Below are 13,956 nucleotides of genomic sequence, written 5' to 3'. Positions count from 1 at the left end.
ATACTCAGGAAATTAACTCATAAGAAGCAGGGAATTATGACAAGGTTTAATTCAAGACTCACAAATGCGCTTTCTAACAAAAAGCCTTATCAAAAAGCCTATAAACTGGGATTGCTGGTGAGTTTATGCAGCACACCATTTGCGCTTCAAGCAGCAGACTTTACCGTTATCCATGCCGGGGAGTTACTTGCTGTTGCAGGTGAAAAGCCGACAACTAAGCAATCGATAGTGATTAAAGATGGTCAAATCAGCGCCATCAACAGTGGCTATATTGAGCTTCCATCCAGCCAAATAACTGAAGCAGATACCCTTGAATATATTGACCTCAAAGACAGCTTTGTCATGGCGGGTTTAATGGATATGCACGTGCATTTACAAGGGGAGTTAGGGCCCAATAATGACAGCGAAGCATTACGCATGTCAGATGCCGATGTGGCAATGAAAAGTGCTTATTTTGCAAATAAAACACTGTTAGCTGGTTTTACCACAGTAAGAGATTTAGGCGCCAAGCCTGAGCAGATTTATGCGCTTCGTGATGCGGTTAACAAAGGCTGGTTGGCAGGCCCTCGAATTATTGCCTCAGGCGGCGTCTCTGTCACTGGTGGTCATGGTGATGTGGATGGGAAAAGCCCTGACTTACTGGATATGCTAACCTCTAAAACCATTTGTGATGGTCCCTTTGATTGCCGCCGTGCTACGCGTCGAGCGATAAAATATGGCGCTGATGTGATTAAGATTACCTCTACAGGTGGCGTGTTGTCAGATACCAATACTGGCACAGGCCAGCAGATGGCCAATGACGAGTTAAAAGAAGTCATTGATGCAGCGCATGCATTAGGGCGTAAAGTCGCCAGCCATGCCCATGCGGCTGAAGGGATTAATGCGGCTCTGAGAGCAGGTGTTGATAGCATTGAACATGGCAGTTACGCCAATAAAGAATCGATTAAGCTATTTAAAAAGTCAGGGGCTTACTTAGTGCCAACTCTGTTAGCGGGTGACACTGTGGTTCAAATGGCTAAAAGTGATGGCAACTTTATGTCTGAAGCAATTAAAGCCAAAGCGATTAGGGTCGGTCATGATATGCAAAACAACTTTGGTAATGCCTATAAAGCGGGGGTTAACATTGCTTTTGGTACAGATAGCGGCGTATCACGCCACGGCGATAATGCTAAGGAGGCTGTGCTGATGAGTCAGGCGGGGATGAGCAATCAAGATATCTTAGTCAGTGCGACCATTAACGCTGCTGACCTTATTGATATGAGCGATACTCTAGGCACGCTAGCACAAGGTAAGCATGCTGACATTATTGCAATGAAAGCGAGCCCCCTTGAAAGTATTGATGCCTTACTTGATATTCATTTTGTCATGAAATCAGGTAAAGTACATAAGCAATAACCTTGGCTAATCATTATCACCAAGGCTCCCGAAGGAGCCTTTTTAATGGATGGTTAATTTAGTCAACCCAATGCAGTACATCACGAATAATCGACCATCGCGGCACTGGTGTGGTTGCGCCTTTTCCTAGCATCCAATAATCATAAAATTGTTGCTGGTGGCCATCGACTCGGCGCAGTTTTTGCCAGTTATTAATGTAGTTTAATAGTGACTGATTAGGTTGGGCCACGGCATAAGCCACAGGGTAGCGATTTTTACCTTCTAAAATAGCAATGCCGTAACCTGGGAAGAATAATGTCCAAGCTGAACCTGCTTCAGCGCTGATCACCACCGCATCGTATTTGGGCGCTTTTTGCCTAAAGAAATCTTTATAACCGTCAATTTTAACAAAATTAATATGAGGCAGTTTTTTCTTGGCATCGGCAATTTTATCATCATGTTCAACATAGGCGATGGTGGTATTTTCCATTTCGAGAATGGACTCATCAGTTTTGAAGCTATTAACCCGATGATCTTGAGTGGCAATGGCGATGTTAAGCTCTAGCACTGGTTCGCCATAACTAAGCCTGTCCATTTGTTTGATATCCATTGACAGCCCCGACATGGCGACATCAAAATAGCCAGCCTGTAATGACGCTGCGAGCTTATCTTTTTTGAACGGGATAAACTCTACCTCGACTTTCAAGTCCTCCGCCAACTTAGTGGCCATTGCAATATCAAAGCCCACTAACTGGCCGGCATTATTGTAGTAACTAAAAGGCACATTACTGGGAATGTAACCGACTCTTAGTAAGCCACGTTGGCGAATGGAATGGACGCTGGCGATTGCTTGAGTGGGCGTTTTACCGATTTCAGGGTATTGGCGAGTCACTTTCGTGGGCACTTTGTCAGCCACTTTCATGTTGGCGATCACCTCACTGGTGATATCAGGGCTATGTATAAATAATCCCATACCTATGCGGCAAACAACAATCGTGATCGCTGTACTGGCTAAAAGCCCAACCGACATTTTAATTAATTGCGGTGGACGAATTTTCAGTGTCCCTTGGAATAAGCACACGGTTAATAAGGTGAGGGCGAAGAGATTCATCACTGCAGCAATAGAGTTGAACTTGCCAGTGATAAAGCCTGACATGACAAATAATTGGAATAAGTCAGAAGGTAGCTGCACTAAATCCAACATAAAAGGGATCGCGACATATACGCTACCAAATAAAGATAATAAGCCACTGACAGACAGTGATGGCATAGCGCTGATATCAACAGGGGTGCCATTAAACCAACCTGCAAAGTACACAAATAAGATAACGGTAAGTTTGCCTATGTTGGGGAAGGTAAATGCGATCGGCACCAAAATCTCAATTAAGGTTACACCATCTTCAGTTAAGTTATTATGCTCGCGCATAATTTGCTTACACTCTGAAATAATCACCGGAATAACAATAAAGATATTACCGGTTGCAAAGGCGGTGACTAAACTGGCTTTACTGATGTTAATCGCCTGCCTGTAAGTAATTGGCGTTAATGACGAAACTATCCAAGGTAGCACTGCAAATGTGAGCAATAAGCACAACGCAAAATAGCTAATTAGGTAAACCTGCATACTGGCAAATTCATCAACTCCCATAGTGCCAGCTGCCGATGCTGACATGGCAAAAATACCAATGGGCAACACTTTAACCAAGCCTTGGGTGATCCGAGAAAAGGCTTCTGTGATGGTATGCATGAAGGTTAACACCAGCTTTTTATTGTCGCCCTCCATACTAATTAACGCGAGACCCAAGGCAATACTGAATACCACCATGGCAGGAACATAGCCTTCCGCCATCGACTCAAACGGGTTTGAAGGAATATAGAGCTTAAAATAATTAATCGGCTGGGCAGGTTCGATAATACTGGTGCTGAAAAACGATGCTGATTCAATAAACGGAAAAGACAATGGCATTAACGCAGTGAGAACTAAACCGACTAACCACAGCAATAACATAATGGCGCCAGCGCGGCTAAAAATTAATATGGCCGTGCTTTTTTGCAGTTTGCCTATACCGCCAATAAGCGATACCACTATGTAAGGCAATACGGTCATTTGCATTAATAAAATAACGCCATTACCGATAGCGCTAAGCCAGCCTACGGACTCGCCAAAGAATATCCCCACAGCAAAGCCGACAAACATAGCCACTAGCATTTGGGTTGAACTGGTCATCGCAAGTAATTTTTTAAACACAGTTATGTTCCATTTATTATCTGGGCTTGAGGGTAAACTCACATTAACCGTTAGCAGGCTAATGTTTTGATAATGCTACAAAGTTGTTGCTCAAGTTTAATATTAACAGTGTTAGTTTGGATTAGGGATAATTTGTACAATAAATATCTTACTGAATTTATTTATATGCAGTGTTTTTGAAACGGCTAAAAAGCCACTGTAAATACAGTGGCTTTAAAGGGGAAGGGGGGGAGTTTCAATACAGATATTCAGAGGCTTAATGTGTCACTGGTATCATTAAAGCGGTTTTAATTTGCCTTTAGCGTCATTAATACACTGGTAACCTTTACCGCGCATGAAGTCAGCGAGTTCTGTTTCAATACGCTTAAAGCAAGCTTCACCTTCTTTTTCAAAACAGGTCGCGATTTGTACCGCATCAGCACCGGCGAGTAGGTATTCAAAGGCATCGATTCCGGTTTTTATCCCGCCAACGCCAATGATTTGTACGTCATCATCCAGCAGTTCACGAAAGGCGCGCACATTGGCTAAACCGACAGGTTTAATATAATCACCACACAAACCACCAAAGCCGCCTTTAGGCTTGATTATGGGTTGCTCAGTGTACGGGTCGATAACTAAAGTGTTGCCGATTGAGTTAATGCAGGTGATAAATTTTACTGGATATTTTTTGATGACATTGGCTGCTGCCACAAAATGTGACATATCAAAATAAGGCGCCAGTTTAATCCCAATTGGTTTATTGCCTAGCGCTGTTAGGGCAGCGAGTGCTTTGTCAGTTTGTTCAAAGTCATAGGCGACCTGCGCTTTACCGGGGATATTAGGGCAAGAGAAGTTAACTTCAATTAGGTCAACATCACTGTTTTGAAAGGCGCTGACCATTTCAATATTATCTTCAATGCTAAAGCCTGAAATGCTTACAACAACAGGTTTACCTAATGCTTTTAATTGAGGCACCATTGCTAAATAAGCTTTATAACCTAAATTGGGTAAGCCCATCGATTGAATCGAACCTAATGGTAAATCTTTATAGCGTGGCTCAGGATTGCCTTCGCGCGCTTCCATGGTACAAGATTTAGTGACCACAGCAGCCGAATGAGATTGGGCAATCGTGTGCAGTTCACCCCAAGTGGTGCACTTGGGGCCAGAGGCATTCATTAAGTAACTGTCTAAGCTAATACCAGCAATTTCAGTGGATAAATCGATGTTCATGAAGCGTCCTCTTGGTGGAATAAACAATAAAAAAGCATATGTAAATTGCGAGGTAGTTTATGCAGCGGGACAATAGAGGTATTGATTAAAAACAATAAATATGACAAATGTGTGATTATTTTTTAAGAGTGTTAACTAGAGCGCATAAATGCTGCTGTTCTTTATGCGCTGTTCTTTATACCACCGAGTAAGGCAGCGATGAACTGTTGCTGTTAATCGCCACTTACGTTTATAGCTATTTTAATTTGTAAATGACCTCAACACGCTCCTCGACACTGACTTGACCGTATTGATAGCTTTCGGCCGTGTCACTTTGCATTGCCGCCATACGCATCATCACAGGTTGTACCGGCTGCTGAGTTAAGTAACGGATTTTCCAAACACCATCAAGCTCACGCTCAAACCCTTGGGCCAATGATTGGGCTTTTTGTTTGGCATCTTTAATAGCGGCTTGTCTTGCTTGTTCAATCGCTGCAGTTTCGTTTGATGATTTCAAACTGATATTTTGCACCTGATTAATGCCTTCTTCTAATGCGGAATCTAAAATGTCATTAAGCTTAGGCAACTGCTTGATGGTAACAATCACTTGTCTGTTAGCGCGGTAACCCACTAACTCTTTGGGTTGTTTCGAGGGGTAATGGTATTGCGGCTGAATGCTCAAATTAGCGCTAGATATCGCATTTTTATCGACTCCAGCATCCTTGAGTCGCTTGATGAATTTAGCGACGGCTTGATCAACAGCGACTTTAGCTTGCTTAGCATCATCTTTAGTTAGGCTGACTTGAACTGAAATTACCGCCATATCAGGGGCTATTTTTAAATGGCTCGTACCAACCGTTTCAATATGTGGAAAATTATAGTCAGCAGCAATAGCATTTTGAGACAGTGAACCAAATAGTAATCCTGTTGCTAGCAAACCATTCATTAAGGTTGTTTTTATAATGCGATGTGTTGATGTTGTCATGTCGTGCTCCAAACAATAAATGAGGTTGGTAGTAACCTTGTTATAGCTATAAACGAGAGCAAATTTGAAAAGGGTTAATTTATTGAATTTTATTTTTGACGCGATAAAACCTAATTAAGAAAAGTCAGTTTTTAATAAGCACTTTTTAGGCGTTTGGCGTTTAATGCAAAATATAGGCGTAAAAAAGCCTAGTTAAATTAATCGCTAGGCTTTTAGGTTAGGCATATTAAAAATGATTGCGGCGTTATTCTACTCGCTCACCATCAACCCAAGTTTCCAGCACCTTAGTTTTCCAAATATCTTCAGGGTTAATAGCAAAGATATCTTTATCAATCAGAATAAAATCTGCTTTACGCTTAGGGACAAGTTGGCCAATCATTTGCTCTTGATGGGCGGCAAAAGCGGCGTGGGTGGTAAATGTGGCTAATGCTTCGGTTAAATTCATGCTTTCGCGGCGATACCAGCCATCAACAGGTTGATTGTCGTGATCTTGACGAGTTACCGAGGCGTGCAGGCCATAAAAAGGATTTGGCGACTCAATGGGGAAGTCAGAGCCTGCGGCAATAATCGTATTGGCATTAAGTAGCTTACGCCAAGCGTAGGCGCCTTTTATACGGGCATTACCAATTCGGTCTAATGCCATGTTTTTATCACTTGTGGCATGGGTTGCTTGCATTGATGCGATAACATTGAGTTGCGCAAAACGTGGAATATCGGCTAATTGCAACACTTGGGCATGTTCAATTCGATGGCGTAAATGACGGCTGTTACTTGCGGCGATATTGGCTTGGTAGTGATCCAACACTATTTGATTGGCATTATCGCCAATGGCATGGGTATTGACCTGAAAGCCTGCATCCATCGCTTGTTGAATCGTATCGCCCAACTCTTTTTCAGAATAGAGCAATAAACCTTTATGGCCAGCTAAATCGCTATAGTCTTCAATCAATGCAGCGCCGCGACTGCCAAGGGCGCCGTCGGCGGATATTTTTACGCTGCTGATGTGTAATTTATCTGAGCCTGAAGCCATCGGCCCTGCCTGCATCATCTTGTCAAATTCAGGGTCTTGAGCATCTATCATGGCGTACACGCGAATTGGCAGTTTATCGGCATAATCAAGTGCCTGATAAGCCGCGATAGTGTCACTGCCAATACCTGCATCATGGACACTTGTTAATCCCTGCTTAGCCAGCGAAGTAAGAGCTGTTAGCAGTATTTCTTGTTGCTCGTCGATAGAAGGTTGTGGGATTTTAGTAGTGATCAGGCTCATGGCATTATCAATAAATCCCCCTGTCGGCTGACCATCAGCATATTTGATAATTTCACCACCTTCAGGGCTGGTGGTGGCAGAGCTAATACCAGCGATTTTCATCGCAGCGCTATTTGCCCAGCCAGCATGGCCATCAATGCGAACTAACCATACAGGGGTATCGGGAAAGACTTTATCCAGTGATGCAGCCACGGGAAAGTTTTGTTGTGGCCATAACACTTGGTTCCAGCCGCGTCCTTGTATCCATTGCATTGTTGGTTGTAATTGCCTAAATGCTACAACAGTTTCAACGGCTTGTTGTTCAGTCACGCTGCCACGTAACTGGGCTCGCATCAGGCTTAATCCATAGCTTAAAACATGACCATGCGCATCGATAAGGCCTGGTAGTAAGGTTTTGCCTTGTCCATCAATTCTTACAATACTGGTGTTAGTACTGTAGGGAAGATGTTCATTTTCAAGGTAGATTTTTTCAATGACATCGCCGTTAAATTGTAATGCCTTAAACTCAACTAATTTACCATTACTGACAGTGTAGCCATTGATATTATTGATAAGTTTACTTTGGGCAAGGCTTGTTAACGGGGGAAGGCAAAGGCAAGTAAGTAATAGTAATTTATAGTTCTTAAGCATGATTAAACCGGTCCATGTTCTTATTATTTGTGTTTTTAGCGTATCTTAAATACAAAATGCCACACTGTTACCAAAATGTTAACTGCTTTGTTTTGAAAAGAGACCTTTGACTCTAGGGCTGTAGCACTTTGGTGGTTAATATTCATCTCGAAAGCGCAATGCTCCCTCTTTATTTAGTAGGCAGTTGGCTAAACCTTGAATATCGATGGTTGCGATGAACTGGTATACTTTAAATTATGTAATAGGTTAATATATAACAATATTTATATTAATTAACCTTATCGGTTTCAGTGAATTCCAACGCCAATGTCTTTTATGGCAAAGAGCTTCGAGAACTGAATAAAATGAATCGAATGTGATTTTGACAACTGTTTGGGTGTGCTATGGATTATGTTGCTTTATTTTTGGTGCTGGTTGGAAGCATCGGGCTGGTGTTATCGTTACGCCCAGCTTATGCCATCTGTGCTTATTCTCAGTTTAGTAATAAAGGCTGGTTGACGCTGTTATTGTTAATTGGATTATTTATTGTCAGTTACCTCAGTTATTTATCTTTATTATTTAGCTCTACCAGTGAGATTGATTTTATACAATTAGTGGTGGCTGGTATTTTCTTCGCTGGCGGCGGGTTTGTGTACTTGGTGACGAACCTAAGTAAGCAAACAATTATGGATATTGATGTGTTATTGCAGCAAAAGCACCATCAAGCGAACCATGATTTGTTAACCACATTAGCCAATCGTCAGCACTTTTATCGCCATATGGATCAAATGTTAGCGCTAAAAAGTGAAGGTTTTTATTGCTTAATGTTAGACATTAACAATTTTAAAATGATTAATGACACGTTTGGGCACCCAGAAGGGGACCGAATTTTAACAGTGATTGCCCAGCGGATCTTGCAAGTCGTACCTGAAAATAGCTTAACGGCCCGTATTGGCGGTGATGAATTTGCGATTATTATTCCTGATACCGCCACTCTGAATATTTCTGATGTGGCGAAAGATATTGAAACTGCACTATTAATTGACATTCCTTGTGCTGGACATTTGATTGTCATTGCCGCCAGTATTGGAATTTCTCAGTATCCAGAGGATGGGCAAGATAGCAAAACCTTAATTAAGTATGCCGATATCGCCATGTATCACGCAAAAAAGAATGAAATGCCCCATCAGTATTATCAATCTCATCTACCGACAACCACACTACCTGAATCTGTTTTAGATGTTGAAAAGAGTTAAGGGATCATTATTCTTAAAACTAGAATCGCGAGTGGTGAATATCGCTCATTCTGAAGAACCTAGGGCTCCTATTAACCAGATATGTATTTATCAAGGTTTTTAAATTATTGCGGTTTTTTGTTGTTAAGGCTTTAATTGGATTAAATCTACCCGCTCAAGCTGATTTGCTCTCACATTGTGGTTAATGAACTGCTATTCTAGTGACGAGATCATTGATAGAGAATTACTATGGAAAAATCAGCTTTTTTAGATGCCATGGGCGTAACCCGTTGGCGCAGCGCTGATAGCCAAGGCAAGCCGTATTTAATTATTCATGATGACGGTGATGATATTAGCCAGCATAGTTTGGTTAAAAGCGTGTTGTCGCTATTACATATTGATGAGTCACAATGTGAGTTTGATACTGAAATGGTCAAAGGCATGCAGGTGATTTGGGATATGCGCAAAATGCGCGTCCGTCCACGAGTGGCTTGGATTATTACCGATCCTATTGAGGCGTTATTGCAAGGCCATCAAGGTAAGAGAGACCTGTGGCAACAGCTTGGTTTGCAGCTTGATAAAACGGCTTCGATTGATACAGATAAGTCAGCTTAGAATTTAGTTACTGACATTGACGATATAAAACAGTGATTATTTAAAGCTTCGATTATTTAAAGCTTCGATTATTTAAAGCTTCGATTATTCAAACTTCCACTATTGAAGAAACCTTATGACTTCAGCTTCTCCTCAAACAAGTTTAACAATTTCGTTATTATCTCCTGAAAACACAGCTGCAATGTTTGAAATTGAGTCTGCTGCACATTCTCACCCTTGGAGTTTAGCAAGCTTAGAAGACTGTTTTGGCCGCTTATATCGCGTTTATGGAGTCTTTGATAAAGATGAGCTTATTGGTTTTGCCATTGTGCAGCAAATTGTCGATGAGCTGACGTTATTAGATATTTGTATTGCGCCGAATCAACAAGGAAAGGGTCTAGGAAAGCAGCTACTTAATCATGTTATCTATGATGCTAAAGTGAAACAGGCAGTGGTGGTGATGTTAGAGGTTCGACAGTCTAATCTTGCTGCAATTGGCTTGTATAATACATTAGGTTTTGTTGAAGCAGGTCGCCGCACGGGTTATTACCCAAGCGTAACTGGCCGTGAAGATGCTATCTTGATGGATTACAGGTTATTGCCAGAATAAATGACTGAATGAATCATATGCTGAGTAAATTAATATTGTTAAACCAATAAAGAGCGTTAAATGAGAGAGTCGTTAAGAGCCAAAATAATCCAAGTGTGCGATAAAAAAATTGCCGCCAAAGGCGATAATGTTGGTTTATCATTTTATGCCTTTTTTGCCAATAAGAACGATGACCCGATATTATTGATGGAAGCTGCGACTTGGTGGATTGAAACTCATCAACTTGATCATTTCGTTAAAGCCCATGTGATTAAAGCAATGGTTCAAGCTGGTAAGTAATACTATTAATAACAGACATTAAAAACGGCGCTCTAGGCGCCGTTTTAGTCTCTTAGGAAGCAAATAAAGCTTACTTCACTTCTTTACCTTGCGCTTGTAAATCCGCATGGTAGCTTGAACGTACAAGCGGGCCACAGGCTGCATGGGTAAAGCCAATCTCGTCAGCTAATGCTTTTAGCTCATCAAACTCTGCTGGTGGCACGTAACGCTCAACCGGTAAGTGGAACTTACTTGGTTGTAAGTATTGACCTAAGGTTAACATCTCGACGTTATGAGCACGTAAATCACGTAATACATCGGCGATTTCTTCGTTTGACTCCCCTAAGCCCATCATTAAACCTGACTTAGTTGGAACATCAGGGTGACGGTCTTTAAAGCGTTTTAGTAAATCCAATGACCACTGGTAATTTGCCCCAGGGCGCGCTTTACGGTAATGCATTGGCGCTGTTTCAAGGTTGTGGTTGAACACATCTGGTGGCTCAGTGGCTAAAATATCTAAAGCGGCGTCAATACGGCCACGGAAATCAGGCACTAAAATTTCAATTTTAATTTCAGGATTTAAGATGCGGATTTCACGAATACAATCAGCAAAGTGCTGTGCGCCGCCGTCACGTAAATCATCACGATCTACAGAGGTGATCACCACATATTTAAGCTTCATATCTTGAATGGTTTGCGCGAGTTTCTTAGGCTCAGCTGCATCAGGCTTTAGTGGACGGCCGTGGGCAACATCACAAAAAGGGCAACGACGAGTACAAATCGCCCCTAAGATCATAAAGGTGGCAGTACCGTGGTTAAAGCATTCAGCAAGGTTAGGGCATGAGGCTTCTTCACATACTGAGTGCAAACCGTTTTTACGCAGTGCTGATTTTATATCAGTAATTCGCTGGTTTGATGCAGGGAGTTTTACTCTTAACCAATCTGGTTTACGCAACATGGTTTCACGTTCAGATGGAACCACTTTAACAGGGATACGCGCGACTTTTTCAGCATCACGCAATTTAACACCGGGTTGTAATCTTTCAGGCCTATTCATTTTATTCTGCTAATCCTTGATGATGTACAAGTTCTTGGTAGCCTAATACTTGGCTTAATGTTTGAATCAGTTTATCGCCAGCTTCAGTCACGGTTTGTGGGCCGCCTAAGGCTTTGCATTGCACCATTTCAAGTCCGGCATAACCACAAGGATTAATGCGCAGAAATGGTGCTAAATCCATATCGACGTTGAGGGCAAGGCCATGAAAAGAGCAGCCTTTACGAATGCGTAACCCTAATGACGCGAGTTTTCGCTCGTCAACATAGACACCGGGTGCATCTGCTTTGGCGTAAGCATTGACATCGTACATGGCGAGCATATCAACGATGCTTTGCTCGATATTATTCACTAATTGTCTCACACCGAGTTTACTTCTTTTTATGTCAATGAGTGGATAGACAACCAGTTGGCCGGGGCCGTGATAAGTGACTTGTCCGCCGCGATCCACTTGGATCACTGGGATATCGCCAGGATTGAGAATGTGTTCACTTTTGCCTGCTTGGCCTTGGGTGAATACCGGTGAATGTTCAACTATCCATAGCTCGTCGTTGCTGTCACTGTCGCGATTGTCAGTGTAACTTTGCATGGCATGCCAGACCGACTCGTAATCTTGGCGGCCAAGATGCCTGATATGTAACGTCTGAGTTTGCAAGGGCAAGCTCTCCCTCAAAAAAGTTGGCTTATTATACGCACCTATCACTGAAATAACATCAAAGTGATAGGTGGATCACGTTTTATACCATTTTGAGCGGTGTTAAAGTACGCGGTTTACACCTTCAATTGCAGCAAGATCTGTATAAACTTGCTCAATATGTTCTTTACTGGTAACAGTAATACGAATTGATACTGCGTAGTAGGTGCCTTTGCTTGATGCTTTGACTGTTGGCGCATAATCGCCAGGTGCGAGTTTTTGCGCTACAGCAACGATGCGATCAGCTAAGGTATCGTCAGCATTACCGATGACTTTGAATGGGCATGAATTTGGAAAATCCATTAGTTCGCCAAAGTTTGTTTCTAACATGTGTTTGCTCTCTACGGTTGAATGCGCCTGTTTGTAGATATTACAGCAGGTACAGTTGAAGCTGTTATCACTTCTATATGGGGTAATTATACTGTAATACAAGTCTGCGAGCAGCGTTTGATGGTCATTTTTACTGCGCCATTGTAATTTATTACCTAAGGCGTTAGTTTTGCGCTGCTGCTTCGATAACAATAAAGCCACCCGAAGGTGGCTTTATTGTAGATATCAGTTTGTTTAACTGACCATTTTGCTAATTATTTAGAAAATAGCTTAGCTTATTATTCACCAAACCAGCCTTCAAACATTTGCTTGAAGTAATCCATCAATTTGCTAAACCAGCTGCCTTCATTGACTTCATTTAAAGTGACTAATGGGAATTGAGCTATGTCTTTGCCATCTAATTGGAAGAAAACACGGCCAACAGTTTCGCCTTTCGCTAACGGCGCCGTTAGTGGCTTAGTTAGCTCAAAGTTTGCTTGTAAGTTTTTAGCTTGACCGCGATTAATGGTAATAGGCGTGTCGGTAACGACACCTAAATCAACCGTTTCACGATCACCATACCAGATTTTTTGGGTAACAAAGGTGTCGCCAGCTTTATATGGGGTAATGGTTTCAAAGAAACGGAAACCGTAGTTAAGCAGCTTTTTGCTTTCAGCTTTACGGGCTGACTCGCTGTTAGTACCCATCACCACGGTAATGAGACGCATACCGTCATTGGTCGCTGAAGACACTAAGTTGTAACCCGCACCTGATGTATGGCCAGTTTTGATGCCGTCAACATTAAGGCTGTTATCCCACAATAGGCCGTTACGGTTATATTGTTTAATGCCGTTAAAGGTGAAAGATTTTTCTGAATAAACACGGTATTCATCTGGCACATCACGAATTAACGCTGCGCCTAGCAATGCCATATCATAGGCGGTGGTTTTGTGATTATCAGAATCTAAACCATGTGAGTTTTCAAAGTAACTTTGGGTCATGCCCAGTTGCTTTGACCATGAGTTCATTAAGTCAACAAAGCCATCTTCGGTGCCGGCGATATGTTCTGCCATTGCCACACAGGCATCGTTACCTGATTGAATAATAATGCCGCGGTTTAAATCTTCGACCGTGACAGTTTTACCCACTTCAATAAACATTTTTGACGAATCTGGGAAGTTTTTAGACCAAGCTTTTTTACTGATGGTTACTTCATCATCTAAAGAAATATTACCGACTTTAACTTCATGACCAATAACATAACTGGTCATCATTTTAGTTAAGCTAGCAGGGTTAAGTGATTCATAGGCATTGCTTTCAGCAATCACGCGCCCTGAATTGTAATCCATTAGAACATAAGCTTTAGCGGCGACAGTCGGCGCATTAGGCATAACCATAGGTGCATTAGCTGCGTTGGCTGCTTGAGATGAAAAAGATACCGCAGAAAGCAACAGCAAAGATTTTAGGGGAGTGTTAACAATATTCATCATTAAATTGGCACATCTCTGGTCAATGTAGAAGGTGACGT

General features: G+C 42.0%; 13 protein-coding genes. 5 read left to right on the top strand and 8 right to left on the bottom strand.

The annotated features are described in order from the left end of the window. The first annotated feature begins 36 nt into the window (after positions 1-36). A complete protein-coding gene (locus tag AB4140_RS01365; protein ID WP_102439015.1) occupies positions 37-1,395 on the top strand; it encodes an amidohydrolase family protein in 1,359 nt (452 codons plus the stop codon). Positions 1,396-1,453: 58 nt separating this feature from the next. Here AB4140_RS01365 and AB4140_RS01360 read toward each other — a convergent pair whose 3' ends face one another. From AB4140_RS01360 to AB4140_RS01345, 4 genes are all read right to left on the bottom strand, one after another. After that, positions 1,454-3,622, bottom strand: coding sequence for a cation:dicarboxylate symporter family transporter (locus AB4140_RS01360; RefSeq protein ID WP_371999472.1), 2,169 nt, complete (start codon positions 3,620-3,622; stop codon positions 1,454-1,456). 276 nt (positions 3,623-3,898) lie between these two features. Continuing rightward, positions 3,899-4,831, bottom strand: a complete 933-nt coding sequence (locus AB4140_RS01355; RefSeq protein ID WP_371999470.1) for a dihydroorotate oxidase — start codon at positions 4,829-4,831, stop codon at positions 3,899-3,901. A gap of 235 nt (positions 4,832-5,066) precedes the next feature. Next, positions 5,067-5,771 (bottom strand): oxidative stress defense protein, encoded by a 705-nt coding sequence (locus tag AB4140_RS01350; RefSeq protein ID WP_102439169.1) that lies wholly within the window; start codon positions 5,769-5,771, stop codon positions 5,067-5,069. Between the two features lie 268 nt (positions 5,772-6,039). Beyond that, a complete protein-coding gene (locus tag AB4140_RS01345) occupies positions 6,040-7,695 on the bottom strand; it encodes an amidohydrolase family protein (RefSeq protein ID WP_371999468.1) in 1,656 nt (551 codons plus the stop codon). 383 nt (positions 7,696-8,078) lie between these two features. Here AB4140_RS01345 and AB4140_RS01340 point away from each other — a divergent pair, with 383 nt between their 5' ends. The 4 genes from AB4140_RS01340 to AB4140_RS01325 all read left to right on the top strand — a co-directional run bounded on the left by AB4140_RS01340 (position 8,079) and on the right by AB4140_RS01325 (position 10,392). After that, on the top strand, positions 8,079-8,930 hold the full coding sequence (locus AB4140_RS01340; protein WP_303458965.1) for a GGDEF domain-containing protein: 852 nt from the start codon (positions 8,079-8,081) through the stop codon (positions 8,928-8,930). 228 nt (positions 8,931-9,158) lie between these two features. After that, positions 9,159-9,524: a hypothetical protein gene (locus AB4140_RS01335; RefSeq protein WP_102439005.1), complete on the top strand. Its 366-nt coding sequence runs from the start codon at positions 9,159-9,161 to the stop codon at positions 9,522-9,524. Between the two features lie 115 nt (positions 9,525-9,639). Further along, the gene (gene rimI / locus AB4140_RS01330; protein WP_102439003.1) at positions 9,640-10,113 is read left to right on the top strand and encodes a ribosomal protein S18-alanine N-acetyltransferase; all 474 of its coding nucleotides are present in this window, start codon (positions 9,640-9,642) and stop codon (positions 10,111-10,113) included. Positions 10,114-10,173: 60 nt separating this feature from the next. Next, the gene (locus tag AB4140_RS01325) at positions 10,174-10,392 is read left to right on the top strand and encodes a DUF6500 family protein (protein WP_076543093.1); all 219 of its coding nucleotides are present in this window, start codon (positions 10,174-10,176) and stop codon (positions 10,390-10,392) included. Between the two features lie 70 nt (positions 10,393-10,462). Here the strand turns inward: AB4140_RS01325 and lipA are convergent, their stop codons facing one another. The 4 genes from lipA to AB4140_RS01305 all read right to left on the bottom strand — a co-directional run bounded on the left by lipA (position 10,463) and on the right by AB4140_RS01305 (position 13,918). Beyond that, positions 10,463-11,428, bottom strand: coding sequence for a lipoyl synthase (gene lipA / locus AB4140_RS01320; RefSeq protein ID WP_076543094.1), 966 nt, complete (start codon positions 11,426-11,428; stop codon positions 10,463-10,465). 1 nt (position 11,429) lies between these two features. Beyond that, complete coding sequence (lipB, locus tag AB4140_RS01315) at positions 11,430-12,080, bottom strand: lipoyl(octanoyl) transferase LipB (protein WP_076543095.1); 651 nt, start codon at positions 12,078-12,080, stop codon at positions 11,430-11,432. A gap of 102 nt (positions 12,081-12,182) precedes the next feature. Beyond that, a complete protein-coding gene (gene ybeD, locus AB4140_RS01310) occupies positions 12,183-12,449 on the bottom strand; it encodes a DUF493 family protein YbeD (RefSeq protein WP_076543127.1) in 267 nt (88 codons plus the stop codon). A 278-nt stretch (positions 12,450-12,727) separates the two neighbouring features. Further along, positions 12,728-13,918 (bottom strand): serine hydrolase, encoded by a 1,191-nt coding sequence (locus AB4140_RS01305; RefSeq protein ID WP_076543096.1) that lies wholly within the window; start codon positions 13,916-13,918, stop codon positions 12,728-12,730. Positions 13,919-13,956 lie beyond the last annotated feature (38 nt).

The sequence above is a fragment of the Shewanella sp. 10N.286.51.B2 genome (assembly GCF_041469265.1).
Classification (GTDB): Bacteria; Pseudomonadota; Gammaproteobacteria; order Enterobacterales; family Shewanellaceae; genus Shewanella.
The sequence above is the reverse complement of the archived record's forward strand: the minus strand, read 5'-3'. Positions and strand labels throughout refer to the sequence as shown.

What these genes read in the sequence shown, in the direction of transcription:
- AB4140_RS01325 (WP_076543093.1), top strand. Translation starts at nt 10,174, where the DNA reads ATGAGAGAGTCGTTAAGAGCCAAAATAATCCAAGTGTGCGATAAAAAA.
- AB4140_RS01345 (WP_371999468.1), bottom strand. Translation starts at nt 7,695, where the DNA reads ATGCTTAAGAACTATAAATTACTATTACTTACTTGCCTTTGCCTTCCC.
- AB4140_RS01365 (WP_102439015.1), top strand. Translation starts at nt 37, where the DNA reads ATGACAAGGTTTAATTCAAGACTCACAAATGCGCTTTCTAACAAAAAG.
- AB4140_RS01335 (WP_102439005.1), top strand. Translation starts at nt 9,159, where the DNA reads ATGGAAAAATCAGCTTTTTTAGATGCCATGGGCGTAACCCGTTGGCGC.
- AB4140_RS01355 (WP_371999470.1), bottom strand. Translation starts at nt 4,831, where the DNA reads ATGAACATCGATTTATCCACTGAAATTGCTGGTATTAGCTTAGACAGT.
- lipA (WP_076543094.1), bottom strand. Translation starts at nt 11,428, where the DNA reads ATGAATAGGCCTGAAAGATTACAACCCGGTGTTAAATTGCGTGATGCT.
- AB4140_RS01340 (WP_303458965.1), top strand. Translation starts at nt 8,079, where the DNA reads ATGGATTATGTTGCTTTATTTTTGGTGCTGGTTGGAAGCATCGGGCTG.
- AB4140_RS01305 (WP_076543096.1), bottom strand. Translation starts at nt 13,918, where the DNA reads ATGATGAATATTGTTAACACTCCCCTAAAATCTTTGCTGTTGCTTTCT.
- rimI (WP_102439003.1), top strand. Translation starts at nt 9,640, where the DNA reads ATGACTTCAGCTTCTCCTCAAACAAGTTTAACAATTTCGTTATTATCT.
- ybeD (WP_076543127.1), bottom strand. Translation starts at nt 12,449, where the DNA reads ATGTTAGAAACAAACTTTGGCGAACTAATGGATTTTCCAAATTCATGC.